We start from the raw sequence: 24,992 nt of genomic DNA on the forward strand, positions 1-24,992 counted from the left end.
GGGCCGCGTGGCCTACCGGGTGAGCGGCCGGTCGCGACCGAGCGTGTCGGTCAGGACGGACACGACGGCCGTGACGACGGCGGAGGCGACGAAACTCCCCGCCATGACCAGCACCACCCCGACCATGAACAGCCCACTGGCCTCGCCCGACCAGTCGACGTAGGCGGCGAGGGTCAGCCCCACGGTCGTACCGGCCACGGCGGCGGCACTGTGCCCCCGGGCGGCCGCGCAGCAGACCGCCGCCAGCAGGGTCGCGGCGAGCCCGGCGACCTGCCAGGCCTCGTACGGCCCGCTGACGGACCCGTCGGCCCGCACCTCCTGGCGCTGGTCCCAGCCCAGCCAGGCGGCCCAGGCCACCACCGACACCCCGGCCAGCACGAGTGCCGGCGCCGCCGCCCGCAGAACGGGCCTGTGAAGTCCCATGCCCCCAGAGTCCCGGCCGGGCAAGGGCGCCGGACAGAGTGCGGATACTCAGACCGACCCGAGTACGTGCGCCGGTGCGGCGGCCGCCCGCGCGGAGGACGCCGTCATCGCCCATGAGGTGCTGGGCAGTCCGGGCGCCTACAGCGACCGCCCCGACGACGCCCTGGTGGCCTTCGTCCGCATCTGCGCGCACTACTTCGCCCACGACGCCTGGCTGGAGGACGGCAGGCTGCTGCGGGACGCCCACCGGTTGGCCGGCATCCCCGGAGTGCTGATCCACGGCCGGCTGGACATCGGCAGCCCGCTGAAGACCGCGTGGGAACTGGCGAAGGCCTGGCCGGAGGCGGAGCTGCAGGTGATCGACGACGCGGGGCACACCGGCAGTCCCGCGATGCACCGGGCGGTCCTGACGGCCATCGCGCGGTTCGGCGAGGGCCGCTAGACACGCCGGCTTGTCAGCTCCCCGACCCCTCCGCCCCTCGCACCTCTGCGCCTCGCGTCTCTGCCCCTCGGCGGCGGCGCAGGGCCGAATCGAGGAGGGCGGGCGGGGTGTCGAACTTCTCGTGTGCGGCCAGGTCGGTGCCGGGGGCGACGATCGCGTCGACCGCGTCCAGGACGTCCGCGGAGAGCACGATGTCGGCGGCGGCGAGCTGGGAGCGCAGGTGGTCCCGGGTGCGCGGGCCTATGAGGGCGCTGGTGACGGCGGGGTGTGCGGTCACGAAGCCGAGGGCGAGCTGGATCAGTGTCAGCCCGGCCCCGTCGGCGACGGCGGCCAGCCGCTCCACGGCGTCGAGCCGGGCCTGGTTGGCGGGCAGGGTCAGGTCGAAGCGCTCGGGCGCCAGCGTGGCGCGGCTGGTGGTGACGGCCTGGCCCCTGCGCACGGCGCCGGACAGCCAGCCGGAGGCCAGCGGGCTCCACACCAGGACGCCCATCCCGTACTCCTCGGTCACGGGCAGGACATGGGACTCGATGCCCCGCTGGAGGATCGAGTAGCTGGGCTGTTCGGTGACGTACCGGCTCAGGCCGTGCTCACGGGCGGCCCACTGACCCTGCACGATCCGGTACGCAGGGTAGGTCGAGGAGCCGAAGTGGCGGATCTTCCCCGCGCGTTGCAGATCGGTCAGCGCCGACAGGGTCTCCTCGTCACTCGTGGCCGGGTCCCAGCGGTGTATCTGGTAGAGGTCGACGTGGTCGACGCCGAGCCGCCGCAGGCTGTTCTCCAGCGCGGTGACCAGCCACCGCCGTGACCCGCCACGGTGATTGCGCTCGTCCCCCATCGGCATGCCGGCCTTCGTGGCCAGCACGATGTCGTCGCGGCGGCCCGCGATCGCCTTGCCGACCATCTCCTCCGACTCGCCCTGCCCGTACATGTCGGCGGTGTCGATCAGATTGATCCCGGCGTCCAGGGCGGCGTCGACGATCGCGGTCGCGTCCTCCTGGGTGGTCCGCCCGATCGCCCCGAAGTTCATCGCGCCGAGCCCGAGCGCGCTGACCTGCACACCGGTACGGCCCAAGGTGCGGTATTGCATGGCTGTTCTCCTCACACGGCACACTCGACACAAACGGGACACTGTCCCGCTTCACGTCCACGACGATACGGAACGCCGTCCCGTTTAGCAACGCCCCGATAGAGTGACCCCCGACGGAGCACCCGTCGAAGGACGCCCGACGAAGGACGCGCGATGAAGGACGAGGAGCAGGCGGTCCGGCCCCGGCGGGCGGACGCCCGGCGCAACGAGACGACCCTGCTGGAGGCGGCCGCGGCGGCGTTCGTCGCATCCGGCGTGGAGGCGCCGGTGCGCGACATCGCGGCCCGTGCGGGCGTCGGCACGGCGACGATCTACCGGCACTTCCCGACCCGCGCCGACCTGATCATCGCCGTCTACCGGCACCAGGTGGAGGCCTGCGCCGAGGCCGGCCCGGCGCTGCTGGCCGACTCCCCGACCCCTTACGAAGCGCTGCGCCGCTGGATCGACCTCTTCGTGGACTTCCTGGTCACCAAGCACGGGCTCGCCGCGGCCCTGCGTGCCGACCAGGCGGGCTTCGACGCCCTCCACGCCTACTTCCTGGACAGCCTGGTCCCCGTCTGCACCCGGCTCCTCGACGCGGCGGCCGAGTCCGGCGAGGTCCACACCGACCTGGCGGCCGTCGAGTTGATGCGCGGCGTCGGCAACCTCTGCATCGGCGCGGAGAGCGACCCCGGCTACGACGCCCGCCGCCTGGTCGCCCTTCTCGTCACGGGGCTGCGCAACACGGCGGCGTGAGGTCCCGTACCGCTCACGCGGTCTGCCCGGCACCGGCCTCAGCTTCAGCACCGGCACCGGCACCGGCACCGGCACCGGCCTCAGCTTCGGCTTCGGCTCCGGCTCCGGCGCCGGAGCCGGTGAACATGGCGATCAGCCCGTGCGGGGAGTCCTCGCCGAACATGCGCTCGTGGAGGTCGGCCGCGTCGGCGGCCTCCGCGGCGCTGCGGCGGAACATGGCCTGCTCGTACGCGGTGAGGGCAGCCTCGGTGTCGTCCGGGTGGGCCGCGAGGGCCTTGCCGAGTTCGGCGCCGTCGTACATCGCCAGGTTGGCGCCATCGCCGTTCGGGATCATGAGGTGGGCGGCGTCGCCGACCAGGGTCACCCCGGGCACCCGGTCCCACCGGTGGCCGGCGGCCAGGGTGTACAGGGGGCGTAGGACCGGCGGGGTATCTCCGTCGGTGATCAGCGCGGTCAGCTCGGGGGCCCAGCCGTCGAACTCCGCCGCGACGCGCGCGGCGGACCCGGCAGGGTCGGCCGGCTCGGCGGGACCCGCAGGGCCGGCAGGACCCGCAGCACCGGTGAAGCCGGCCGCGGCGAACCACTCCTGGGACCTGCGCAGCGCCACGTACGTGTGGAGTGTGCCGCCGGTCTCCCGGTGGGCCTGGATCCCCTTTCCCGGTGCGAGCGCGAACATCGCCCCGCCGCCGACCGCCCGCGCGGCGGCCGGGTGCCGGGTGTCGGCGTCGTACAGGTAGGTCTCGACGAACGAGGTGCCGGTGTACGCGGGTACGGCCGCGGACAGCAGCGGCCGTACCCGTGACCACGCGCCGTCCGCGCCGACCAGCAGGTCCGTGGCGACGGTGGTGCCGTCGGCGAACGTCACCTCGTGGCAGCCCCCGCCGAGGGCGCGGACGGCGCCGACCTTGTGGCCCCAGCGGACGGTGCCGGGCGGAAGCGATTCCAGCAGGATCCGGCGCAGCTCGCCGCGGAGCACCTCGGGGCGGCCCCCCGTGCCGTCGTCGCCCTCTTCGAAGAGCACGGTGCCGTCGGCGGCGAGGGCCCGGGCCGCCTCGCGCCCCGGCAGGACGAGGGCGCGGAACTCCTCGTACAGGCCCGCCTCCCGGAGCGCCGGCTGGCCGTTGTGCTCGTGGATGTCGAGCATCCCGCCCTGTGTGCGTGCCGCCGGGGAGGCCTCCGCCTCGTAGACGGTGACCGGGATGCCGCGGACGTGCAGGACGCGGGCGAGCGTGAGGCCGCCGAGTCCGGCTCCGACGATCGTGACGGGCGTGCGCATGGTGACTCCTCGTAAGTGGACCAGCCCGGATGGAACGATATTCCAGATTGGAATTCCGTTCCATGTTGGAACGGCGCTCCAGGCGTGTCAAGATGGGCCCATGGCAACGCGGACACGCCGGTCACAGCGGCGCACGGACGCGCTCTCCCGCGAGCGCATCGTCGAGGCCGCCGTCGAGCTGCTCGACACGGCCGGTGAGAGCGGGCTGACGTTCCGGGCCCTGACCGAACGCCTGGCCACCGGCCCCGGCGCGATCTACTGGCACGTGGCGAACAAGGACGAGCTGCTCGCCGCCGCCACGGACGCGGTCGTCGCCGCCGCCGTGGCCGTCGGGCCCGCCGTCGAGGCGCCGCGAACGCCGTCGCAGGGGGCGGGGGCCCCGGTCTCGCCGCAGGACGCGGTCCGGGCCGTCGCGCTCGGGCTGTTCGACGCGATCGCGCGGCATCCGTGGCTCGCGGCGCAGCTCGCCACGCAGCTCTCCCGCAGTCCCTGGGGGACGGTGACGCCACGGATCTTCGAGAGCATCGGTCAGCAGGTCCGTGCCCTCGACGTGCCCGAGAGCAGCTGGTTCACGGTGACCTCGGCGCTGGTGCACTACGTCCTCGGCGCCGCCGGCCAGAACGCCGTGAACGCCGCGATCGGCCGCGCCCTGCCGCCCGGCGCGGACCGCGCCGGGTTCCTCGACACCGTGTCGACGGCGTGGGAGGAACTCGACCCCGGCGAGTACCCGTTCACCCGGGCCGTCGCGGACCAGATCCGCGGGCACGACGACCGCGAGCAGTTCCTCGACGGCATCGATCTCGTCCTCGCCGGCATCACCGCCACCCACCACCCCCGGCAGGAGCACCAGGACCGCCCGGACCCCGCCCGCGGTCCGGAATAGCCGCCGGTCCGGCCCGTGTTGCCGCCACCATGACGACGAACGCGCCCCGGCCCGAGATCCTGCGCTACACCGCCTTCTCCAGCTCCCCCAAGGGCGGCAACCCCGCGGGGGTCGTACTGGACGCCACCGGTCTGGACGACGCCGCCATGCTCGCCATCGCCGCCGAACTCGGCTACTCGGAGTCCGCGTTCCTGACCGCGCCCCCGGCGGGCCTCGCCGGCGGGGACAAGGACGGGGCCGGCGACGGGGCCGGACGGGCGTACACCATCCGTTACTTCAGCCCCAAGGCCGAGGTGCCGTTCTGCGGGCACGCCACCATCGCGACCGCCGTGGCGCTCGCCGAGCGGACCGGCCCCGGAGAGCTGGTGTTCGCCACCCGCGCGGGCACCGTGCCGGTGGCGGTGACCGAGGAGGGCGGGACGGTCCGGGCCACGCTCACCAGCGTCGAGCCGCACACCGAGGAGATCGCCGGCGCCGACCTCACGGAGGCGCTCGCCGCGCTCGACTGGCCGGCCGCCGATCTCGACCCGGCCTTCCCGCCCCGCATCGCGTTCGCCGGCGCCCGCCATCTCGTGCTCGCGGCGGCGACCCGCGCCCGGCTCGCGGACCTCGACTACGACTTCGCGCGCCTCGAAGCGCTGATGCACCGCCTGGACCTGACCACCGTGCAGCTGGTGTGGCGGGAGTCGGCCGACGTCTTCCACGTCCGCGACCCGTTCCCCGTCGGCGGGGTCGTCGAGGACCCGGCGACCGGCGCCGCGGCCGCCGCGTTCGGCGCCTACGCCCGTGAGCTCGGCCTGGTCCCCGAGGACGCCGTCCTCACCCTCCACCAGGGCGAGGACCTGGGCCGCCCCGGCGAACTCACGGTCACCCTGCGCGCGGGCGACCCTCGCGTGCACGTCGGCGGCACCGGGGCCCGCATCGTCTGAGCCTGCGCTCCCCCGGTCCTGCGGCGCCCGGATATTCCGTGGCACCGCCACCGGACCGGGCGGAGACTCGTCCCATGACGGATCCCAGTACGGATACGGCGGACACGGCGGACACGGCGGACGCGTCCGATAGGGCGGACGCGGCGGATACACCGGACGCGGCACGCGGAGCGGACCCGGCGCATACGCCCCGCCCGCCCGGCATGGCGGAGTTCCGGGAGGCCGTCGGCGCGTGGTGCCGCGGCGGCCCCGAGGAGCCCGCGCGGGAACTCGCCGAACGGCTCGGCGTCCGGGTCGCCGTACTGCTCGAAGGGCCCAGCGACCTCGCGGCCGTCGAGGCGCTGGCCGCCCGGCGCGGCCGGGACCTGGCGGCCGAAGGGGTCTGCGCGCTGCCGATGGGCGGAGCGATGAACGCCGGCCGGTTCGCCCGCCTCCTCGGACCGCCCGGCCTCGGCCTGCGCCTGACCGGGCTCTGCGACGAACGCGAACTCCCGTACTACACCCGCGGCCTGGCGCGGGCCGGCGCCGCACCGGACGGCCTCTTCGTCTGCGCGGCCGACCTGGAGGACGAACTGGTCCGCGCCCTCGGCCCGCCGCGCGTCGCCGAACTCGCCCGTGCCGAGGGCGACCACCGTGCCCTGCGCACCTTCCTGAACCAGCCCGCCCAGCAGGGCCGCACCGCGCAGCAGCAGTTCCGCCGCTTCCTCGGGACGACGTCGGGCCGCAAGATCCGTTACGGCCGGGTCCTCGTCGAGGCCCTGGACGCCGACCGGGTGCCCGCACCGCTCGACGGACTGCTCGCGGCTCTCTGACCGCCGGGGCCGCGGCCTACTCGCCTCCCGCCTTCAACGCCCCCGCCAGCGCCCGGTACCCCGGCAGCGGGTCGGCGCCGTCGGCGTGCAGCAACTGCACCGCCACGTGGTCGGCGCCCGCGTCCAGATGGGCCCGGACGCCCTCCGCCACCCGGTCCGGGCCGCCGTGCACGATGAGCGCGTCGAAGAGACGGTCGCTGCCGCCGTCCGCGAGGTCGGTGTCGTCGAAGCCCAGGCGGCGCAGGTTGCCGACGTAGTTGGTCAGGCCCAGGTAGAAGCCGAGCGTGGCGTCGCCGATCGCGCGGGACTTGGCGGGATCGGTCTCCAGGACCACCTTCTGTTCGGGGGCGAGGAGCGGTCGGACGCCCAGGAGTTCGCGGGCCCGGCGGGTGTGCCCGGGGGTGACGAGGTAGGGGTGCGCGGCCGCGGTGCGGTCGCCGGCCAGCCGCAGGACGCGGGGGCCGAGGGCCGCCAGCGCCCGCCGGGCGACCGGGACACCGCCCGCGTCGAGGACGTCCAGATAGGCGTTGAGGGCTTCGTACGGCCGCACGAACTCCTTCGTGGCCTCCGGGTGGCCTGCGCCGACGCCCAGCAGGAAGCGGTCCGGGTGGCGTCCGGCGATACGCCGGTACGCGCGGGCGACGCGGTCGGCCGGGTTGGACCAGATGTTCACGATGCCGGTGGCCACCACCAGACGGTCCGTGGCGTCCAGCAGGCGTTCGGCTTCGGCCAGGTCCGGGTCGGTCACGTTGCCGAGCCAGAGGGTGCCGTAGCCCAGGCCTTCCAGTGCCACGGCCAGTTCGGGTTCGGTCCTGTCGTGGCGCCACACACCGAAGGCGCCGAGGTCGATCTTGCTGGGGATCTCGTCCATGCCCCGGACAACCGAGGGGGCCGAGACCCGTATTCCGATCACCGTCGAAATATCGACAAGGGCAGTTCGGTGTTCCGGGCCGACACCTCGTCCGGGTTCGCGCCTCCTACGCGGGCGCCCTCGGCTGGTCCTTCGCCTCGTCGGGCAAGCTGAACGTCGCCTTCGGCGGGACGGTGGTCAATCCGTAGCCCCTCCCTGAAGACAACTCGGCCCGGGTGTCCACAGGGTGTGGACGCCCGGGCCGGACCGGCGGTGCGCGGGGCTCAGTTCCGTACCGTCAGGTACAGCCAGCCGCCCCAGGTGTCCGCGTTGCTCGTGTCCTTGGAGCTGTGGACGTACTCCGTCCGCACCCGGAACCGCTGGTTCACCGCGTGGGTGAGGGCCAGGTGGGTCACGCCGGTGCTGTTCGGGGCCATGGAGAAGCAGGAGGACGTACCGATGGTGTGCCAGCCGCCGCTGTAGTACTCCTGCGCCTGGAACTTCATGCACTGTCCGGACTTGTCCGGGGTCACCACGCCGACCACCTGCGGCTGCACGGTGTGGTGGTAGACGCGGTAGGTGACCCCGCTGTAGGTGGTGCTGGTGTAGTAACCGCCCAGCCGCTCCGCGATCTTCACCTGGGTGGCGGCGGAGTGGGTGGCCGTGGCGGGGGCGTAGCGGTAGTCGCCCCCGAAGGACGCCGTGTAGACGGTGGAGCGGGTGGGCTTGTACGTCGCCTTCAGGTTGCCCTTGCTGTCCACGGTGCCGGTCTTCAGCAGCGTCTTCCTGCCGCCCGCGGGGGTGGCGTAGACCGAGACCGTACGGCCGTTGTACGTGGTGCCCAGGTGTGCGGTGACGGTGGCCGTCGCGCCGTAGGCGTACGTCGACTTGTCCGTGGTGACCGTGACCGTCGACGTGGCGCGGGACACCTGGACGATCGCCGAGGCGGTGGCCGCCTTGTGGGCCGCGTCGCCCGGGTAGCTCACGGTGTAGGTGTTCGCGCCGCCGACGGCCGGGGTGTCCTTGACCGTGACGGTGCCGTCGGCCGCGACGGGCGCGGTCCAGGTCGCCGGGGCCGTGGTGTGGGCGGCGTCGGTGCGGGTGACGGTCACCGTCTCACCGGCGGGGTAGGGCGCGTCACCGAGCTTGCCGGTGAAGGAGAGGGCCGTGGCGCGGGTGGCGGTCGCGGGGGCCTTCAGGGTGAGGGCCGGGGCGTAGGCGGAGACCGTCAGGCTCGGTTCGTCGACGCTCGGCTCGTGGGTGGCGTCACCCGCGTAGGAGAGGTGGTACGTGAACCAGCCGGCCGCCTCCGGCGCGTCGGTCACCGTGAACTCCTCGGTGGCCGGGTCGACGGTCACCGAGGGGAGCTGGACCGTCTCCTGGGTGTCCTCGTCGATCCGGGACACGTCGATCGTGGTGCCCTGCGGGAAGCTGCCGAGGTTCAGTTCGGAGGTGAGCGTGCCCTTGATGACGACCGAGTGCGGGCTCGCCGAGTCGATCTCCGGGGCGGCGATCGCCGTGGACAGCCGTGCCACGTACACCTTCAGGTCCGCCGTCGCGGGACGGTGGGTGGTGTCTCCGGCGTACGACACCTGGTACGTGTACGTGCCCGCGTTCTGCCGGGTGTCGCTGACGGCGAAGGTGCCGTCGGCACCCACCGTGGTGTCGGGCAGCGGCTCCCCGTCGCGGGTGACCTGGAGGGCGGCGCCGGCCGGGAGGATGCCCCTGGTGGCGAGGGTGCCGGTGAAGGTGAACTGCTGGGTGGGGACCGCGTACTGGGGCGGGTCCAGGGCGAGGGTGGTGTCGGTGAGCTTGGCGGAGCCGAGCACGTCGAGGCCGTAGGCGCCGGAGGAGTCCCGGGTGACGGCGTAGAGGGTGGCGCCGTCGCCGCCCCACGTCAGGCCGTCCGGGGCGACGGTGGTGCCGGCGGGGAAGGTGACGTGGTTCTCCGCCAGCTTGCCGTCGACGTAGACGTAGAGGCCCGCGGTACTGGCCGCGGCGATCGTGCCGTCGGTGTCGATCGCGAGCGAGCCCGGGCCCACGCCACCGGTGTAGTAGGGGGCGGGGTTGGCGCGCGACAGGTCCGGGGTGCGGTAGGTCTCCAGCGCGGGCTGCTCAGTGGCGCCGAGCAGCACGGTGGCGCCGTCGCCGGTGATCTGGAGCCCGGTCGCGGTGCCGCCGTAGACGTCGGTGTCGGCCTTGGCGGTGGCCGTGCCCGAGGAGACGTCGAAGGTCGCCACGTGGCTGAGGCTGTTCAGCGGCTCCTCGGCGGCGAGCACTCCGCCGCCGGCTGCCAGCAGCGGCGGGACCGCCCAGTGGGAGAGCGAGGGCGTCGACACCGTGCCGGACGCGTCGACGGAGCCGATCGCGCCCTTGCCGTCGGCCGTTTCGTAGCCGTACCAGACCTTGCCGCCCGCCACCGCCACGGAGACGGGCGCGCTGCCGGTGCCGGTCGGGTAGCGGGTGGACTCGGTGAGCGTCGCGGTGTCGACGGCGGCGACCGCGTCCCCGTCGGCGAGGGCCGCGTAGAGGGTCGAGCCGTCGGCGGAGAGCGCGAGGCCCGTGGCGCCCTGCTCGTCCGTGATGGTGGTGACCGGGGTGCCGGACAGGTCGGTCACCAGGATGCCGGCTGAGCCGGCGCCCTGGCTGAAGAAGAGGTGCTGATGGGCCGGGTCGGCCACCATGTGCGCGTAGTGCGCGAGCGGCAGCGACGCCGTGCTGTCGGCCAGGGCGGCGGGGCCGGTGAGGCCGACAACGGCGGTGGTCAGCCCGGCGACGACGGATATCGCCGCCGAGAGCGAGACCTGCTTGAGGCGCATGGAGCTCCGGGGAAAGGGGTGATCAGGACGTGAGGTGAGGGGTGATCAGGATGTGGGGTGGCTGTGCGGACGATAACCGGTCCCGGTGGCCGGACAGTTGTCCGAAAACCTGATCTTCACCATGTTCCGGCAAAGACTCCGGCCTCCCGTCCGGCCGGGGCCGCAGGCGCGGTGGGCGCCGACGGTGTCCGCTACCGGCGGGGGCCGCCGAACCTGCCGAAGGTGTGGCTGAAGTACCAGGGGTCCTGGGCTATGCCGGAGCAGGCGTTGGCGCCGCCGGTGCCGACGCAGTTGCCGTTGTCGCGCTGGAGGGCCCAGAAGGAGAGGGTGTCGATGCCCTGGGCGGCGGCCCAGCGTTCGACGGTCGCGGCGTTCTGGGTGGTGAACGTCTCCGCGGGACCGAAGTCGTCGATGCCGGGCATCTCGGTGACGCCGACCTTGCCCCACAGGGCCTTGGCGCTCTTGTGCGGGTAGAGGGCCTGGAGTTGGGTGTGCAGGCCGTCGGCGGCGGTCTTCGTGTCGGCGGCCATGTCGTGGGCGGCGCCGTCGTAGTAGTCGAAGGTCATGATGTTGACGACGTCCACACGCGCATGGTTGGCGACGGCGTTCTGGAGGACGGCCAGGCCGCTGTCCGCGAGGCCCTTGGTGGTCGTCGGCAGGGTGTAGGAGAACTGCAGCGGCCGGCCGGTGCGTTCGGCCCAGTGCTCGGCCTTGGCGATCGCCTTGTTGCGGCGGTCGATTCCGGCCGCGTTGGCGAGGGAGTCCGCCTCGATGTCGAGGTCGATGCGGCTGATGCCGTACGTCGTCACGAGCTTCTCGTAGACCCCGGCGATGGCGTCCACGTCGGTGCAGCTGTCGGCGAGTTCGGTGCCGGTGGTGTCGGCGCCGTAGCCGCCGAAGGAGGGGATGGCGTTGCCGCCGCGGGCCTGGAGGGCGGCGATGTCGGCGCCGAAGGTGGCCGGGTCGACGGGCTGGGTGGCATCGCCGTTCCAGTCGGCGGTGCAGGAGCCCGCGGCCGGCGTCTGGAGGAAGGCCAGGGTGAGGTACTTGTTGCCGGACTCGGCGGCGAGCGCGGCGGGGCTCTCGCCGGTCCAGGCCTCGAAGTAGGGGGCCGCGACGTGCGCGGGCATGGGCTTCACGTGGTGCGAGGCGGCGTGCGGGTCGGCGTGCGCGGCGCCTGCCCCGAGGGCAACGAGCGCGGCGGACAGAGCAGTTGCGGGCAGGGCGTGCAGGGCACGAGTGCGTCTCATGGATGCCCATAGTTGGACTAGACCAATTGACTGTCAAGGTTCTTTACGACCAGCAGACCCTTTCGTTCGATGAGGCGTCAGGGGGCGGTCACCTCCGGTCAGTTCCGGCCAAGAATTTTCATGCGAAGATTTGAACTGACCATAAGAGAGTCATTAGGGTCTGTTGCCCGAACCTCTGCTCGGAAGGAGCTCGCCTCCGTGGCGTCCCACCGTCGTGCCAAGCAGCCGGGCCGTGCCCGTGTCACCGTGCTCACCTCCGCCGCCGCTGCCGCCGTGGCCCTGAGCGCGCAGGCGGCCAACGCCGCGCCAAGCGAGAAGCCGAGCAAGAACGAGGTCAAGTCCCGGGTCGACAAGCTCTACGAGGAGGCCGAGCGGGCCACCGAGAAGTTCAACGGGGCCAAGGAGAAGCAGGAGAAGCTCCAGAAGCAGATATCCGCGCTCCAGGACTCCGTCGCCCGCGGGCAGCAGGAACTGAACGAACTCCGCGACGGCATCGGCTCCATGGCCACCGCCCAGTACCGCAGCGGCGGCCTCGACCCGTCCCTCCAGCTGTTCCTCTCCTCCGACCCGGACAGCTACCTGGACAAGGCGTCCACCCTCGACCAGCTGAGCAGCCAGCAGGTCGAGACGCTGAAGAAGATCCAGGCCAAGCAGCGCGAGCTGGCGCAGGAGCGGGCGGAGGCGACCGGCAAGCTCCAGGACCTGGCCGCCACCCGCACCGAACTCGGCAGGAAGAAGAAGGAAGTCCAGGCCAAGCTCGCCGAGGCGCAGAAGCTGCTCAACAGCCTCACCGCGGCCGAGAAGGCCGCCCTCGCCGCCGAGCAGGACCGGGCCAGCCGCTCCTCCAGCGAGCGCGTCGACCTCGGCAACGACACCTCCGCCACCGGCAGGGCCGCCGCCGCCTTCGCCGCGGCCAAGACGAAGCTCGGCACCCCGTACGTGTACGGCGCCACCGGCCCGTCCTCCTTCGACTGCTCGGGCCTCACCTCCTGGGCCTACGCGCAGGCCGGGGTCTCCATACCGCGCACGTCCGAGTCCCAGTCGGGGATCGGCACCAGGATCTACTCGACCTCGGACCTCCAGGTCGGCGACCTGGTCTTCTTCTTCAACGACCTGCACCACGTGGGCCTGTACGCGGGCAACGGCCAGATCCTGCACGCACCGCGCACCGGCACGGTCGTCCGCTACGAGTCGATGTCCACCATCGGCGGCCCGTTCATGTTCGGCGTCCGGGTCTGAGCCCTGAAGGGGCGCTGGGGGTGCCCCACGCCGAAGGCTGGAGGAGGAACTGCGGAGCCACGACGATGCTCCAGCCGACCGACGACGGATCGCGGCGTTTTCGGACCGTCATTCCGTCCCGTGTCGACTGCGGGTCCGTCGTGGCTTGCCGCGCAGTTCCCCGCGCCCCTTTCGGGGCGCTTTCTCAGCCCTCGGTTTCCGGGCGGCCCTCGGTCGCCCAGTGGGTGTGGAAGGCGCCGGCGCGGTCGACGCGGCCGTAGGTGTGGGCGCCGAAGTAGTCGCGCTGGCCCTGGAGGAGGGCCGCGGGGAGCCGGTCGGCGCGGAGCGTGTCGTAGTGGGAGAGGGCCGCCGAGAAGGCGGGGACCGGGACGCCCCGGCGGGCCGCGGACGCGACCGTCTCGCGCCACGGCACCTGCGCGTCGGCGATCTCCTTCGCGAACTCCTCCTCGGCCAGCAGGCTGACGAGGTCCGGGTCGGCCCGGTAGGCCGCGCGGATCCGGTCCAGGAAGGACGCGCGGATGATGCAGCCGCCCCGCCAGATCCGGGCCACCGCACCGAGGTCGATCTTCCAGCCGTACTCGGCGGCGGCATCCTGGATCATCGTCCAGCCCTGGTCGTAGGCGATGACCTTCGAGGCGTACAGGGCGTGTTCGACGCGGGAGGCGAAGCGGTCGGCCTCGGTGGCGCTGAGGGGTGGGGTCGTGCCGCCGGGGAGTCCGGCATAGGCGGCACGCAGCGCACCGCGGCCGGAGGCGGCGCGGGCGAACGTCGCCTGGGCTATCGCGGTGACCGGCGAGGCCAGGTCCAGCGCGGTCTGCACGGTCCAGCGCCCGGTGCCCTTCTGCCCGGCCGCGTCGGCGACGACGTCGACGAAGGGCGCGCCGGTGGCGGCGTCGACGTGCGCGAGGACGTCGGCGGTGATCTCGATGAGGTAGGAGCCGAGCCGGCCGCCGTTCCACTCGCGGAAGATGCCGGCGATCTCGGCCGGCGTGTACCCGCCGACCTGGCGCAGCAGGTCGTAGGCCTCGGCGATGAGCTGCATGTCGGCGTACTCGATGCCGTTGTGGACCATCTTCACGAAGTGCCCGGCGCCGTCCGCGCCGACGTGCGTGGCGCACGGCTCGCCGCCCACCTTGGCGCTGATGTCCTCGAACATCGGCCCGAGCACGGCGTACGACTCCGCCGAGCCGCCCGGCATGACGGACGGCCCGTGCAGCGCGCCCTCCTCCCCGCCGGAGACACCCACACCCACGAAGTGCAGGCCCTTCTCGCGCAGCGCGGCCTCGCGGCGGCGGGTGTCGGCGAAGTGGGCGTTGCCGCCGTCGATGACGATGTCACCGGGTTCGAGGAGCGGTACGAACTCGTCGATGACGGCGTCGGTGGCGGCGCCCGCCTGGACCATGATCATGAGGCGGCGGGGCCGTTCCAGGGCGGCGACGAACTCGGCGGCGGTCTCGGCGCCGACGAAGTCGCCCTCGCCGCCGTACTCCTCGATCAGCGCGCGGGTGCGGGCCGGGGTGCGGTTGTGGACGGCGACCGGGTAGCCGTGCCGGGCGAAGTTCCGGGCCAGGTTGCGGCCCATCACGCCGAGGCCGGTCACGCCGATGGCTGCGGATGCGTTCACGGGGGGACTCCGTTCTGCGGACGCGTGCTGTGCCCGGAGGTACGGGTGGACGGCGGCCGGGCGTTCAGCTCCGGCACGATCATGCGGACGCTCAGCCGCGGGAGACGGGGTTCATGGCCGCGGCGACGGTCACCGGGCCGGCGCCGGCCGGCAGGTCCGGGAACTCGCGGCCCACCTCACCGACGCCCCGCGCGCCCGGCTCCCGCTGCGCGCGAGCGCGGTGGTGAACCATCACACCGAAATCCGAGCCGAGCCGATCATCCGAACAGGCGAAAGTCGTGGCGCCGAGCGCGTGGGGCCGCCGCCCGGCGAGCCGGCCGTCAGAGGATCCGAAGATGCGAAGGGATGATCTACGGCTGCTCACCGCCGCGCTGGTGCTCCTGCTGACCGGCGCGTTCCTCACCACACCCGCCAAGGCCGACGAGCGCCCGGCCACCTGCGCCTTCGGGCGGCGCAGCACCCCGCCACCCGCTGCGCACCAGGACGGCGCGGACCGCGCCACAGGCGGCGGCCACCGTACCGTTCACCCCGGTCGCACCGCCCGCTGGACCGCGCCCACCGTCGGATACCGGCTCTCCGCCCGCTACGCGGCCAAGGGCCGCCTCTGGAAGCACCGGCACACCGGCCAGGACTTCGCGGTCGACGCCGGTACGCCCGTGTACGCGGTCGGCCCCGGCAGCGTCGTGGCCGCGACCTGCGGCGACGCCTTCGGCAACCAGGTCGTGTTACACCATCCCGACGGCTACTACACCCAGTACGCCCACCTGTCCGTCATCAACGTCCGCCGCGGCCAGCACGTCTCGACGGGCCAGCGGATCGGCGCGGCCGGCTCCACCGGCAACGCGGAAGGCCCCCACCTCCACTTCGAGGTCCGCACCACCCGGCACCTGGGCTCCGAGGTCCCGCCGCTCCCGTGGCTGCGGCACCACGGCGTGAGCGTGCCCGCGAAGCCGTGCCCGGCACACCGCCACCCGACCCCGGGCGCCTCGGCCACCGCGTCCGCCACGGCCACCGTGGTCGCGAGTCCGGCGCCGGCGCCGGCAACCGCCAAGCCGTCCGCACGGACGACGGCCACCCCGCCGGGGCACGGCCGCCCGGCGAAGCCGCACAGGACCACGGCCCCTCAGGCGACCTCGACGCGTCAGGGAACCCCGCTGAAGCACTGGCTCCCGACGTCGGTGTGGGATCCGGCGACGCTGTGGAACCTGACGGCAGGGCGGGTGCCGGGGACACGGCCGTAGCACGCCGGAGGCGCACAGGGTCACGGTATGACCACATGCCGTGACCCCTGTGCGGGGAGCGGCCAGACTGCCTCCCATGGCACGTCTGAGGTTCCTGTGGGTCGCCGTGCTGGTCGCCCTCCTGCTGCTGCCCTTGTCCCGGCCGGAGACCCCGCGGCCCGCCGCACCCGGGCCCTTCGGGGCGTACGTCGGGTACGGCGCGGACGGCGTACGGCGGGTGGCGGCGCTCGGCAGCTGGCTGCGGGACCGGCCCCGGGTCGGGCACACCTACCTGCCCGGTGACGTGTGGCGGAACATCGAGGGGGCCCCGGACTTCGTACGGCTGTGGGCCCGTTGGCGGCAGGCCGAACCCGACCGGCTCCTCGTCCTCAACGTGCCGATGCTGGAACACACCGAGGCACACGTCCCCGACGCCGAGGTGCGCCGTCAACTGCGGCTCGGGGCGGGCGGTTCGTACGACGTCCACTTCCGTGCCCTGGCCGGGCGGCTGGTCGCGGTCGGCGCGCCGGACACCGTCGTCGTGCTCGGCTGGGAGATGAACGGGGACACGTACACCCATCGCTGCGGCCCCGACCCCGCCGCCTGGCGGGCGTACTGGCGGCGGATCGTGACGGCCATGCGGTCGGTGCCGGGCGCCCGGTTCCGGTTCGACTTCGCGCCCAACCGGGGCCGGGACGCCGTCCCCTGGACCACGTGCTACCCGGGGGACGCATACGTGGACGTGCTGGGGATGGACGCGTACGACGCCCCGCGGGGGATGTCCTTCCAGGAACAGGTCGCCGAGCCGTACGGGCTGCGGGCCCAGGTCGACTTCGCCCGGGCCCACGGCAAACCGGTCTCCTACCCCGAGTGGGGGCTGTACGAGAACGGCGACGATCCGGCGTACCTGCGGTCCATGCTGGACTGGTTCGCGAGCAACCGCCCGCTCTACCAGACGATCACCGACTACTGCCCGCACGGCGTCTGGCAGTGCCGCGGCAACCCGAGGTCCACGGCCGTGTACCGGTCGCTGTTGCGGAGTTGACCACTCCCTGCTCGATTCCTACGAGTTCGCGCTCGACGGGCCGAAGAACTCGATCTCGGCGATGGCCACCTGGGTGCGGCCCGACGTCTGGTAGGACGAGTCGATCGTGAAGCGGACGGAGACGACGTCCGCGGCCCGCAGGTCACGGGTCTGGCCGCCGGCCGCCTGGTCGAGGGTCAGTTCGCGGGTCAGGGTCTTGCCGTCCGCGGTCTTGATGGTCGCCGTCAAGCGGTGCGGCAGGGCCGACTTGTTCAGCTGCTCGGTGTGGGTCGACTCGCCGGCGGTGATGACGACGTTCAGGAGCCGGGTCGGCTCGTCGAAGTGCGCCTCGACCCACTCGCCCTCGCCGGCCCCGGCGATGCCCGGGCCCCACCACGTGTTGTTCAGCTTGTCGAAGAGCAGTTCCGGCTTGTGGCCGGCGTAGGCGCGGGAGGCGCGGTAGCTGTCCGGGGAGACCGGGGCGCGCTTGGCGAAGTGGTCGCGGGTGGCGCTCACCGCCTTCGGCGTGTTGATCGCAAGGACCGTGACGCCGGTGAGGACGGCGGCGGCGACGATCCAGGTGAGGACGCGGTCGAAGGTGCGGCGGAGGCGGGGGCGGTCGCCCGCCCACGGGGTCTCTCTGTTGCGGAAGTCGAAGATGCGGCGCCACCAGGGGCGGCGGGCGGCGGGGCCGGTGTCGGGGTGGCCGGCCATGGGCATGGCGCAGCGGGTGCAGAAGTGTCGGTCGTGGCGGTTGGGGGTGGCGCACCAGGGGCATGGGGTGCCGCCGTGGGCGCCGAGGTCCTCGCCGGGGGCGCGGACTGCGGCGGGGCGCTGGGGGGTGGGGCGGCCGGGGAGTACCGGGGCGATGGGTTGGGGGGCCGGGGTGGGGGTGGGCTCGCTCACCGGGATGAGGAGGCGGCGGGCTCGGTCGTGGTCGTGGTCGTGGCCTTCGCCTTGGCCTTCATCCGCGGGCGGGTGGGGGGTGGGGAGGGGGGTGGTTTCGGCCGTGGGTGAGGTGGCGGTGGGTGGGGGCTGGTCGCGCAGTTCCCCGCGCCCCTGAAGGGGCGCTGGTGTGGGCGGGGTTGACAGGGCGCCGTGGGGCTGGAGGGGCGCTGTCGTGGGCGGGGTTGACAGGGCGCCGTGGGGCTGGAGGGGCGCTGTCGTGGGCGGGGTTGGCAGGGCGCCGTGGGGCTGGAGGGGCGGGGTTGGCAGGTCGCCGTGGCTTTCTGCCGGGGCTGTGGCTGTCGTTGCCCGGCCGTCTCGTTGGGGGAGGCCGGTGGCGCCGTCTGTGTGGGTGAAGGCGTCCCGGGCGGGGGCGGCGGGCGGCTGCTGTGGGGGCTCCTCGTTGGTGGTCGCCCAGCTCAGGACGGCGCCGCACGCGTCGCAGAAGGACTGGCCCGGTTCCGCGACCGTGCCGCACTCCGTGCAGTTCCGGTTGGTCGTCATCGCTGCGGGGTCCTTTCGGCGGACGCGGTCACCTGGACCGTGTAGGGCATGTGAGCGGGGCGGGCGGCGGCCACGAGGTGTTCCAGGCGGACCTCGTCGGCCGGGGTGGGGGACGGGAGCGCGAGGTGGACGTGGAGACCGGGGCGGGGAGCGCCGGGGAAGGCACCCAGCGGGCGGGCGCTCCAGTCGGCGCCGCCGCTCTCCGTGATCTCCGGTGCCACGCCGAAGGCCAGCCGGACCGTCTCGGACAGGCCCCAGCGGGTGCCCCGGATGCGGTGCAGGTAGGCGGCCGCGGCCACGGCCGCGCGGAGCAGGGGTGCCGATTCCGTACCGTCGGTCTCGGCGCCGACCCAGGTGCCGAGCCACTCCGCGAAGTCCAGCGGGGCCAGCGCCGGGTCGAAGTAGCTGGGCAGGCAGTCCAGGACGTTCGGGATCGGGGCGATCACGTCGTCCAGGCCGGCGACGAAGCGCAGGGCGAGGTCGTCGTCGGCGAAGACCGCGGGGAGCATCGCGCCGATCGGGACGGAGGAGCCGAGGCCGTCGATGGACCCTCTCAACGGGGGCCTCCGGTCAAGTTGTTGCCGGTCATTCGCCGATCACCCTCACGCGGTGGTCGTAGGAGAAGACCAGGGACGGGGCGTCCAGGTCGATGCGGTCGGTCGGGTCGCCGCGCTTGCCGGTGAGCGGGTCGGCGGGGTGCAGGACGACCTCGTCGACGAGTTCGATGCCGGGGACGCGCTGCAGCACCGCGAAGATCTCACCGGACTGCACCGGGCGCCCGAACGGCCAGCCCTTGCCGTCCGCGCCGCCGGTCAGCGGGTCCAGGTGGCGGTAGAGGGCGTCGTGGGCCTGGCGGCGGACCCGGTCGACGTCCACGCCCCGGAAGGCGTGCACGGTGGCGACGACCGTGACGCCCTGGTAGAAGGGCGGGCCGACCGCGAGCCGGGTGCCGATCAGCCGGCGTTCGTCCAGGTAGCGGGTGATGCGGTCCAGCAGCGCGTCGCCGGGCACGAGTTGCTCGAAGCGGAGCCGGCCGCCCGGGTCGGAGACCGCCTGGGGCACCACCAGGACCCGTACCGCGTACGAGCCGTGCTCGCTCTCCTCGCCCTCCAGGCAGGTGATCCGGGCCGTCTCGGGCGCGGCGCGGCGGGCCAGCTCCTCGTAGTCGCGCAGGGTCACCGCCCGCTCCTGGGCGCGCAGCGTGATCGGCGCGCGGACCTTCGCCTCGGCGACCGTCTCGCCGTCCACTCCGCCGCGCGCGGCCTCGCGGTTGACGACCTCCGCGACGTACGGGATGGAGGAGCGCAGGATCTGTACGGCGCCCCGGGCCACGTTGCCCTCCCGGCCGCCGCCGGTGCGGTAGCGGCGGGCCCGGATGACCGCGCCCTTCGGGGCCACCGCGCCGTACTGGCGCAGCGAGCCGTCGGGTTCGCGGACCGCGGGGCCGAAGGCGATCTCGCCGGTCGTCGCGTCGAGGGTGACGTGCCGGTCCTCCGGTCCCGAGGCCGCGAAGTGCGGGACGACCTGCCAGTCCACCCAGCCGCCCTCGCCGTCGTGCTCGGCGGTCTGCAGGAGGAGCGGCGGGCTGTCCCCGACGACGGGGGCGTGGGCGAGCCGGAGACGCTGGCCGGGCAGGCCGGTGGACTCGCCGAGCGCCTCGTCCTCGACGGTCTCCGCGTGCACGGCGGCCGTGGTGCCGCCCACCGTGCAGGCCTCGACGAACCGGACCGTCGGGGAGGTGGTGTAGAACGGCTGGTCGGCGTGCGGCTCGGTGACCCGGCAGCGCAGCCAGCTGGCCTCCAGGCCGCCGTTGCGGGACAGCACGTGGCCGCCGGGGACGTGCAGGACGACCTCGCCGGGGCGGTTCAGGCCGCCGGTGCCGTCCCGGTCGACCTCGCACTCCTTCCAGCCGTCCTCCGTCCACGCCTCCCACACCAGCGGGGGCTGCCGCGGGTCCACGCCGACACCGTCGACCCGGCTGTCCAGGTCCAGGGCGACCGCGCAGTGCGGGACGGCGGCGGACAGGCCGAGCAGCATGCAGTCACCGGGGTTCGGGGACTCGTTGAAGCACAACAGGTCCTTGCCCTCGGCGAGTTCATGGGTGAGGTCGACGACCGCCGAGCCCTCCTGCTGGCGCAGCAGGTGCCGCAACTCGCTGGGCACGATGGTCAGTTCGCGCTCGGTCGCGAAGACCACCGCCTCCTGCGTCTCGGTACGGCGGGTCGCCACCTCGGTGCCGACCGGCACCGGAACCGCCTCCTCCTGGGCCGCCGACAGCCACAGCGTCACGTCCGTGCGGGCGGCGGAGGGCGGGAACAGCGTGATGCCGACCAGGTCCAGGAAGGCGAGGTGGTTCTTCTCCGGGACCCGGTTGAGGCGGTACACGATCTGGTCGGCCATGTGCGCGACCGTCTCCACCAGCGTGATGCCGGGGTCGGAGACGTTGTGGTCGGTCCACTCCGGGGCGCGCTGCTGGATATAGCGCTTGGCGTCGTCGACGAACTGCTGGAAGCGGCGGTCGTCGAGGTTCGGGGAGGGCAGGGCCATCGGGATCAGCGGTCGCTTTCGGAGGAGTCCGGGGAGGCGGGCAGGTCCGGCTCGTCGTGGGAGGGGATGACGTAGAAGGGGAAGACCAGGCTGCGCGGGTTGTTGGTGCCGCGGATCGAGTAGCGGACGTCGATCATCAGCACGCTGGGGTCGGCGCCGGTGGTGACCTCGACGTCCTCGACCTCGATGCGCGGCTCCCAGCGGTCGAGGCTGACGTGCACCTCGTGCTGGATGCGGCCGGCGGTCTGCTCGTTGACGGGGGCGAAGACGAGGTCGTGGATGGCGCAGCCGAACTCCGGCCGCATCGGGCGTTCGCCCGGGGCCGTGGAGAGGATGAGCCGGATGGCCTCCTCCACCTCCTTCTCGCCGCTGACCAGGGCGATGCCGCCGGTGGGCCCGATCCGCAACGGGAACGACCAGCCGGAGCCGACGAACTGCTCTGCCATCAGCCCCGCACCCGCCCCTCCGGGAAGACCCGTCGGCCGCTCATGCCGGGATCACCGTGCCCGCTCATGCCGGGATCACCATCACCGTCAGGCCGCCCATCATCAGGTTGCCCAGGACCGGCACCTCGGGGGCCTGGATCCCCACCGTGGCCAGGGAGCTGATCGCGACGGCCGCGTTGCCGCGCAGCGACAGGGCGGCGTTCGCCATCACGTTCACGGCGGCGGCGTTCACGGAGACCGCGCCCGCCGGGGACTTGATGTCGACGAGTTCCCCGCTCTGCAGGGACAGCGGCCCCCCGCTCCTGATGCTGAGCGCGCCCACCGCCTTCAGGGACAGGTTGGCGCCCGCCTCGACCGACACCGACCTGCTGCCCTTGATGGAGACGCTGCCCTTGCTGTCCACGGTGATCTCGGTCTTCTGCCGGTCCAGGAAGACGGTGAGCCTGTCGTCGCCGCTGGCCAGCCGGACGCCCTGTTTGCGGCCCCGCTGGTCGAGCAGGTCCATGCGGTTGCCGACCCGGTCGGAGACGGTGTGCCGGGTGGCCCGGCCGCGCATGCCGTCGTGCAGCGGCACGTCCTTGACCCGGGTCGGTTTGTCCTTGCCGTTGTAGAGGCCGCCGATGACGTAGGCATGGTCGAGGGCGCCACGGTCGAAGGCGACCAGCACCTCGTCGCCGACGTCCATCGGGAAAACCCCGCCGCCGCGCACCCCGCCCCACTGCATGGTCCGGGTCCAGTCGCTGACGTACGTGTCGTCCAGCCACGGGAACTTGAGCTTCACCCTGCCCTGCTGGAGCGGGTCCTGCACGTCGGTGACGAGGGCCTGGGCCACGCTGAGCTGCCGGTCGCCGCCGGCGTCCCCGCCACCGCCGGAGGCGACGCCGTAGAGCGAGCGCCACTGGCGGCCGCTGACGGTGATCCAGGTCTCGTAGTGCTTGGCGTCACCGAAGACGTGCCGTACCGAGGTGACCGTGTACTTCCCCTCGAAGGGGTCCCCGACGTCCGCGAGCGCCACCGGCACCCCCGGCCGCAGCTTCGGGTTGCCCCGCACGACCACCTCCACCTCGGCGAACGTCGACGTGACGTCGTCGGAGAGGGCGTCGGCCGCGTACTTCACCTCGGACTGCTTGTCGTACGGCGTACGCGTCTCGACCAGCTTCGACGTCTTGAACTCGCCCGCCGCCGCGCCCGGCGTGGTGCCGATGCTGTAGCCGGTGTTGGAGGCGGGGGTCGTGGTCGCCGTGAGCGTCTTCTTCGTCCGGACGTCCCAGCCGCGCGACTCGACCTTGTTCACCTGGTCGGAGGCGGTGACCGCGGTGCGCAGCCGCAGGATGTCGTGCCGGGCCTCCAGCACGAACGGGCTCTTGTCGCCGTCGGTCTGCGGCGAGGGCGCCCCGGAGGCGCTCTTCTGCTTCACGAACTGGAACTTGCCGTCGGCGGCCACCGACATGACCATCTCGTTCTCGTCGGCGAGCCGGGCCAGGAAGTCCCAGTCGGTGACGTTCGACTGGCTGATGAACTCGTAGACGGTCTTGGTGGCCTGGATCCGCCCGATCGGCACGCCGTCCTGGGCGGCCAGCTTGCGGGCGATGTCGGAGGCGGTCTGGTTGCGGTAGGCGACCACGCGGCGCTGCCGCATCAGCCGGAACCCGTAGTCGTAGCCACGGACCACCGCATAGCTGCCGGTGCCGTCGTACTCGGCCTCCATCGCGGTGACCTCGCCGGTGAGCAGCGGGTCGCCGGTGCCCTGCCCGTCGGAGACCGGCGTGATCACCACCGGGGTGCCGAACTGCACGCCCAGCTTGCCCAGCAGCTTGCGGGCCGGGTCGCGGAAGGTCAGCTGGAAGGCGGCGGGCACCCCGACGCCCTGGTCCACGTGGGCGTCGACGAGGTACCGCCCGTACTCCGAGGTCGCGGTCAGCTCCTTGCCGCCGATGACGACCTTGATGACGTTCGAGAAGGCATGCTTCACCATCAGGACCGCACCTCCTCGGCGGCCGGCAGCACCAGTTCCGTCCCCGCGGGCAGCCACCCCGGGTCGTCGATGTCGTTCGCGTCCGCGATCGCCCGCCAGGCGGCCGCGTTGCCGTACTCCCGCCAGGCCAGCGACTGCAGCGAGTCCCCGGCGACGACCCGGTGCACGCGCTGCGCGGTGAGCGCGCCGGAGGTCGGGTTCTGGCCCGCGGTCTTGCTCGGGATCTCGTGCAGCTGGAGCCGGCAGCTGGCCCGGATCGGCATCCCGCTCGTCCCGAAGAGCGAGTAGGAGACGTCGGCGGAGGCGACGTACGCGGTGAAGTTCGCCGTCGAGAACGAACCCCACTGGAAGACCACCCACGGCGGCGACGGCTGCTTGGCGGCGATGCTCTTGCTGGTGACCTCGCAGCAGGCCAGCAGCGACTCCACCTTCTTCATCACGTCGTTGCTGTCCGGGTCGTCGGACCGGTCCAGGAAGATCTCCACGCTCATCTCGCGCGGGTGGGTGCCGAGGAACTCCGGCAGCGCGCCGTCCCGTTCGATCGGCGCCGCCGACGACTTCCAGTCCGCCCGGCGGGCGATCGACAGCTGCGCCGGGTTGAACTCGAACCCGAACGTCTTGATGATGCCGCCCGGACTGGTGCTGGTGCCCACGGGCGGCTCGTGAATCGCGAGGGTGGCCCGCACGAGGCTCTTGCCGGCGCCCCGGCTGCTCCTGGCCATGATCTGGTCTGCCTCTCAGTCCGTGAATCCGTGGTGGGCGATCTCCAGGACCTCCGTGGCCACGGACGGGCTGCCCGCGTCCAGGGAGGGCCCCTGCCAGCTCACCGGCAGCACGTCGAGCAGCCCCCACCGGGCCACCTCCGAGCCGTCCGCGCGCAGTGCCGTGATCTGCCCGGTGGGCCGCTCGATCCCCGTCTGCACGGACGAGATCCACTTCGCGACCTTCGTGGTGTCCGGGGTGAGCGGGCGGGTCAGCCGGATGTGGGAGAAGGTGACCCGGGTCGGCAGCTGCCACACGAACCCGTTGTTCCCGCCCTCCTGCCGCTGCTCGATCTCCACCTGCGACGACAGCCCCTCGCACCCGTTGAAGTAACCGAGGTCCTCACCGTCGATGGAGAGGCTGAACCAGACTGTGGTTCCCGGGTCCTGGCGATCCATCGGCAGGCCTTTCTGTGGGTGGTGCGCGGTCGTCGTGATCAGGGGCGGTCAGGAGCTGTCGGGGGCGGTCAGGGGCGGAAGTCGCGGAGCTTCCCGACCCGCTCGCGGTCGCGCCGGAGTTCGGTGCGGACGTGCCGGGTGATCCGGTCGATGATCCGGTGCACGAGGGCGTCCACCTGGAACTCGGTGAGGGCCCGCGGATCGAATCCGCCGGCCTCGACCGCCGTGTAGCCGGGCGGCGGATCGTCGGCGGCCGAGGCCGAGGCGGAGTACCCGGGCGGCGGCGGGTCGTCGGGGGGCGGGGGCTGCCGGGACGTCTGGGTCCGGGGAGCCACGGCACGGGTGGTGTGGGTGGCCGGTTCCTTCTTCAAGGAGGCCGTGGCGTGATGGCCGCCGACGGACCCGGTGGTGAGAGCGTCGCGCTGGACGGTGACGCGGCCGAGGGGGGCGACGGGGAGGGGGGCGGTGGCGGAGATCGGGGTGGTCGGGCGCAGGGGGACCGGTTGGGCCGACGTGAGGGCGGTGGCGGCCGGCTTTACCGGCGGGGCGGCAGGCAGGGCCGCGTGCGCGGTCGCGGCCCGCTGCACGAAGAGCGGCGCGGGGGCCGGGGCGGTGGTCCCGGGGAACGGCGACTGCACCTGACGCTGCACGGCCGGGCGGCTGCTTCCAGGGCCGGGAGGGACGGGGGCGGTGGTGCGCTGCACGAAGGGGGGCCAGGGGGAAGGCGGTGCGGCCGTCGCCGCAGGGGCCGCCGGGGCGGGGCCGGGAAGAGACGGGGGCGGCGGCGTCGCGGGACCGGCGG

Annotated in this window: 23 protein-coding genes and 1 pseudogene; 8 read left to right on the forward strand and 16 right to left on the reverse strand. The window is 73.1% G+C overall.

The window, feature by feature from the left end; all coding sequences use genetic code 11:
* Positions 1–12: 12 nt before the first annotated feature.
* Positions 13–423: a hypothetical protein gene (locus ACFY0K_RS29970; RefSeq protein ID WP_390642439.1), complete on the reverse strand. Its 411-nt coding sequence runs from the start codon at positions 421–423 to the stop codon at positions 13–15.
* A 94-nt stretch (positions 424–517) separates the two neighbouring features.
* On the opposite strand from ACFY0K_RS29970, the pseudogene ACFY0K_RS29975 reads away from it, so the two are divergent.
* Positions 518–865: pseudogene (locus tag ACFY0K_RS29975) on the forward strand (prolyl aminopeptidase); the annotation flags it as partial.
* 13 nt (positions 866–878) lie between these two features.
* Here ACFY0K_RS29975 and ACFY0K_RS29980 read toward each other — a convergent pair.
* On the reverse strand, positions 879–1,952 hold the full coding sequence (locus ACFY0K_RS29980) for an aldo/keto reductase (protein ID WP_390642440.1): 1,074 nt from the start codon (positions 1,950–1,952) through the stop codon (positions 879–881).
* A gap of 153 nt (positions 1,953–2,105) precedes the next feature.
* Here ACFY0K_RS29980 and ACFY0K_RS29985 point away from each other — a divergent pair, with 153 nt between their 5' ends.
* A complete protein-coding gene (locus tag ACFY0K_RS29985; protein WP_390642441.1) occupies positions 2,106–2,687 on the forward strand; it encodes a TetR/AcrR family transcriptional regulator in 582 nt (193 codons plus the stop codon).
* A 13-nt stretch (positions 2,688–2,700) separates the two neighbouring features.
* Here ACFY0K_RS29985 and ACFY0K_RS29990 read toward each other — a convergent pair whose 3' ends face one another.
* Entirely contained in the window at positions 2,701–3,963 is a 1,263-nt protein-coding gene (locus ACFY0K_RS29990) for an FAD-dependent oxidoreductase (RefSeq protein ID WP_390642442.1), read from the reverse strand.
* Positions 3,964–4,063: 100 nt separating this feature from the next.
* Here ACFY0K_RS29990 and ACFY0K_RS29995 point away from each other — a divergent pair, with 100 nt between their 5' ends.
* The 3 genes from ACFY0K_RS29995 (at position 4,064) to ACFY0K_RS30005 (ending at position 6,587) form a co-directional block, all read left to right on the forward strand.
* A complete protein-coding gene (locus ACFY0K_RS29995; RefSeq protein ID WP_390642443.1) occupies positions 4,064–4,846 on the forward strand; it encodes a TetR family transcriptional regulator in 783 nt (260 codons plus the stop codon).
* Positions 4,847–4,875: 29 nt separating this feature from the next.
* Positions 4,876–5,775, forward strand: a complete 900-nt coding sequence (locus ACFY0K_RS30000; protein ID WP_390642444.1) for a PhzF family phenazine biosynthesis protein — start codon at positions 4,876–4,878, stop codon at positions 5,773–5,775.
* A gap of 203 nt (positions 5,776–5,978) precedes the next feature.
* Positions 5,979–6,587, forward strand: coding sequence for a TOPRIM nucleotidyl transferase/hydrolase domain-containing protein (locus tag ACFY0K_RS30005; RefSeq protein WP_390642730.1), 609 nt, complete (start codon positions 5,979–5,981; stop codon positions 6,585–6,587).
* Between the two features lie 16 nt (positions 6,588–6,603).
* On the opposite strand, the gene ACFY0K_RS30010 is transcribed toward ACFY0K_RS30005, so the two are convergent.
* From ACFY0K_RS30010 to ACFY0K_RS30020, 3 genes are all read right to left on the reverse strand, one after another.
* A complete protein-coding gene (locus ACFY0K_RS30010) occupies positions 6,604–7,458 on the reverse strand; it encodes an LLM class F420-dependent oxidoreductase (protein ID WP_390642445.1) in 855 nt (284 codons plus the stop codon).
* A gap of 263 nt (positions 7,459–7,721) precedes the next feature.
* Positions 7,722–10,256, reverse strand: a complete 2,535-nt coding sequence (locus tag ACFY0K_RS30015) for a hypothetical protein (protein WP_390642446.1) — start codon at positions 10,254–10,256, stop codon at positions 7,722–7,724.
* Between the two features lie 191 nt (positions 10,257–10,447).
* The gene (locus ACFY0K_RS30020; protein WP_390642447.1) at positions 10,448–11,506 is read right to left on the reverse strand and encodes a chitinase; all 1,059 of its coding nucleotides are present in this window, start codon (positions 11,504–11,506) and stop codon (positions 10,448–10,450) included.
* A 198-nt stretch (positions 11,507–11,704) separates the two neighbouring features.
* Here ACFY0K_RS30020 and ACFY0K_RS30025 point away from each other — a divergent pair, with 198 nt between their 5' ends.
* Positions 11,705–12,745: an NlpC/P60 family protein gene (locus ACFY0K_RS30025; RefSeq protein ID WP_390642448.1), complete on the forward strand. Its 1,041-nt coding sequence runs from the start codon at positions 11,705–11,707 to the stop codon at positions 12,743–12,745.
* Between the two features lie 184 nt (positions 12,746–12,929).
* Here ACFY0K_RS30025 and gndA read toward each other — a convergent pair whose 3' ends face one another.
* Positions 12,930–14,369 (reverse strand): NADP-dependent phosphogluconate dehydrogenase, encoded by a 1,440-nt coding sequence (gene gndA, locus ACFY0K_RS30030; protein ID WP_390642449.1) that lies wholly within the window; start codon positions 14,367–14,369, stop codon positions 12,930–12,932.
* 91 nt (positions 14,370–14,460) lie between these two features.
* A complete protein-coding gene (locus ACFY0K_RS30035; protein ID WP_390642450.1) occupies positions 14,461–14,604 on the reverse strand; it encodes a hypothetical protein in 144 nt (47 codons plus the stop codon).
* A 100-nt stretch (positions 14,605–14,704) separates the two neighbouring features.
* On the opposite strand from ACFY0K_RS30035, the gene ACFY0K_RS30040 reads away from it, so the two are divergent.
* Together ACFY0K_RS30040 and ACFY0K_RS30045 are read left to right on the forward strand one after the other, a co-directional pair.
* Positions 14,705–15,610, forward strand: a complete 906-nt coding sequence (locus tag ACFY0K_RS30040) for a M23 family metallopeptidase (protein WP_390642451.1) — start codon at positions 14,705–14,707, stop codon at positions 15,608–15,610.
* 76 nt (positions 15,611–15,686) lie between these two features.
* A complete protein-coding gene (locus tag ACFY0K_RS30045; RefSeq protein ID WP_390642452.1) occupies positions 15,687–16,634 on the forward strand; it encodes a glycoside hydrolase family 26 protein in 948 nt (315 codons plus the stop codon).
* An 18-nt stretch (positions 16,635–16,652) separates the two neighbouring features.
* On the opposite strand, the gene ACFY0K_RS30050 is transcribed toward ACFY0K_RS30045, so the two are convergent.
* From ACFY0K_RS30050 to ACFY0K_RS30085, 8 genes are all read right to left on the reverse strand, one after another.
* A complete protein-coding gene (locus tag ACFY0K_RS30050; RefSeq protein WP_390642453.1) occupies positions 16,653–17,519 on the reverse strand; it encodes an NADase-type glycan-binding domain-containing protein in 867 nt (288 codons plus the stop codon).
* A gap of 539 nt (positions 17,520–18,058) precedes the next feature.
* Positions 18,059–18,619: a phage tail protein gene (locus ACFY0K_RS30055; RefSeq protein ID WP_390642454.1), complete on the reverse strand. Its 561-nt coding sequence runs from the start codon at positions 18,617–18,619 to the stop codon at positions 18,059–18,061.
* A gap of 28 nt (positions 18,620–18,647) precedes the next feature.
* Complete coding sequence (locus ACFY0K_RS30060) at positions 18,648–20,609, reverse strand: putative baseplate assembly protein (protein ID WP_351956674.1); 1,962 nt, start codon at positions 20,607–20,609, stop codon at positions 18,648–18,650.
* A gap of 5 nt (positions 20,610–20,614) precedes the next feature.
* Entirely contained in the window at positions 20,615–21,055 is a 441-nt protein-coding gene (locus ACFY0K_RS30065) for a GPW/gp25 family protein (RefSeq protein ID WP_352356709.1), read from the reverse strand.
* Positions 21,056–21,119: 64 nt separating this feature from the next.
* Positions 21,120–23,030, reverse strand: coding sequence for a VgrG-related protein (locus ACFY0K_RS30070; protein ID WP_390642455.1), 1,911 nt, complete (start codon positions 23,028–23,030; stop codon positions 21,120–21,122).
* Complete coding sequence (locus ACFY0K_RS30075; protein WP_093500597.1) at positions 23,030–23,752, reverse strand: LysM peptidoglycan-binding domain-containing protein; 723 nt, start codon at positions 23,750–23,752, stop codon at positions 23,030–23,032. Before ACFY0K_RS30075 ends, ACFY0K_RS30070 begins: the two co-directional genes overlap by 1 nt.
* Positions 23,753–23,767: 15 nt before the next feature.
* Positions 23,768–24,190, reverse strand: coding sequence for a phage tail protein (locus ACFY0K_RS30080; RefSeq protein WP_181806069.1), 423 nt, complete (start codon positions 24,188–24,190; stop codon positions 23,768–23,770).
* 68 nt (positions 24,191–24,258) lie between these two features.
* Positions 24,259–24,840: a hypothetical protein gene (locus ACFY0K_RS30085; protein WP_390642456.1), complete on the reverse strand. Its 582-nt coding sequence runs from the start codon at positions 24,838–24,840 to the stop codon at positions 24,259–24,261.
* Positions 24,841–24,992: the final 152 nt, after the last annotated feature.

The sequence above is a fragment of the Streptomyces sp. NPDC001507 genome (genome assembly GCF_042894765.1).
Lineage (GTDB): Bacteria > Actinomycetota > Actinomycetes > Streptomycetales > Streptomycetaceae > Streptomyces.

What these genes read in the sequence shown, in the direction of transcription:
- ACFY0K_RS30015 (WP_390642446.1), bottom strand. Translation starts at nt 10,256, where the DNA reads ATGCGCCTCAAGCAGGTCTCGCTCTCGGCGGCGATATCCGTCGTCGCC.
- ACFY0K_RS30000 (WP_390642444.1), top strand. Translation starts at nt 4,876, where the DNA reads ATGACGACGAACGCGCCCCGGCCCGAGATCCTGCGCTACACCGCCTTC.
- ACFY0K_RS30020 (WP_390642447.1), bottom strand. Translation starts at nt 11,506, where the DNA reads ATGAGACGCACTCGTGCCCTGCACGCCCTGCCCGCAACTGCTCTGTCC.
- ACFY0K_RS30060 (WP_351956674.1), bottom strand. Translation starts at nt 20,609, where the DNA reads ATGGCCCTGCCCTCCCCGAACCTCGACGACCGCCGCTTCCAGCAGTTC.
- ACFY0K_RS29985 (WP_390642441.1), top strand. Translation starts at nt 2,106, where the DNA reads ATGAAGGACGAGGAGCAGGCGGTCCGGCCCCGGCGGGCGGACGCCCGG.
- ACFY0K_RS30080 (WP_181806069.1), bottom strand. Translation starts at nt 24,190, where the DNA reads ATGGATCGCCAGGACCCGGGAACCACAGTCTGGTTCAGCCTCTCCATC.
- ACFY0K_RS30045 (WP_390642452.1), top strand. Translation starts at nt 15,687, where the DNA reads ATGGCACGTCTGAGGTTCCTGTGGGTCGCCGTGCTGGTCGCCCTCCTG.
- ACFY0K_RS29995 (WP_390642443.1), top strand. Translation starts at nt 4,064, where the DNA reads ATGGCAACGCGGACACGCCGGTCACAGCGGCGCACGGACGCGCTCTCC.
- ACFY0K_RS30070 (WP_390642455.1), bottom strand. Translation starts at nt 23,030, where the DNA reads ATGGTGAAGCATGCCTTCTCGAACGTCATCAAGGTCGTCATCGGCGGC.
- ACFY0K_RS29990 (WP_390642442.1), bottom strand. Translation starts at nt 3,963, where the DNA reads ATGCGCACGCCCGTCACGATCGTCGGAGCCGGACTCGGCGGCCTCACG.
- ACFY0K_RS30005 (WP_390642730.1), top strand. Translation starts at nt 5,979, where the DNA reads ATGGCGGAGTTCCGGGAGGCCGTCGGCGCGTGGTGCCGCGGCGGCCCC.
- ACFY0K_RS29980 (WP_390642440.1), bottom strand. Translation starts at nt 1,952, where the DNA reads ATGCAATACCGCACCTTGGGCCGTACCGGTGTGCAGGTCAGCGCGCTC.
- ACFY0K_RS29970 (WP_390642439.1), bottom strand. Translation starts at nt 423, where the DNA reads ATGGGACTTCACAGGCCCGTTCTGCGGGCGGCGGCGCCGGCACTCGTG.
- ACFY0K_RS30040 (WP_390642451.1), top strand. Translation starts at nt 14,705, where the DNA reads ATGCGAAGGGATGATCTACGGCTGCTCACCGCCGCGCTGGTGCTCCTG.
- ACFY0K_RS30065 (WP_352356709.1), bottom strand. Translation starts at nt 21,055, where the DNA reads ATGGCAGAGCAGTTCGTCGGCTCCGGCTGGTCGTTCCCGTTGCGGATC.
- ACFY0K_RS30010 (WP_390642445.1), bottom strand. Translation starts at nt 7,458, where the DNA reads ATGGACGAGATCCCCAGCAAGATCGACCTCGGCGCCTTCGGTGTGTGG.
- ACFY0K_RS30075 (WP_093500597.1), bottom strand. Translation starts at nt 23,752, where the DNA reads ATGGCCAGGAGCAGCCGGGGCGCCGGCAAGAGCCTCGTGCGGGCCACC.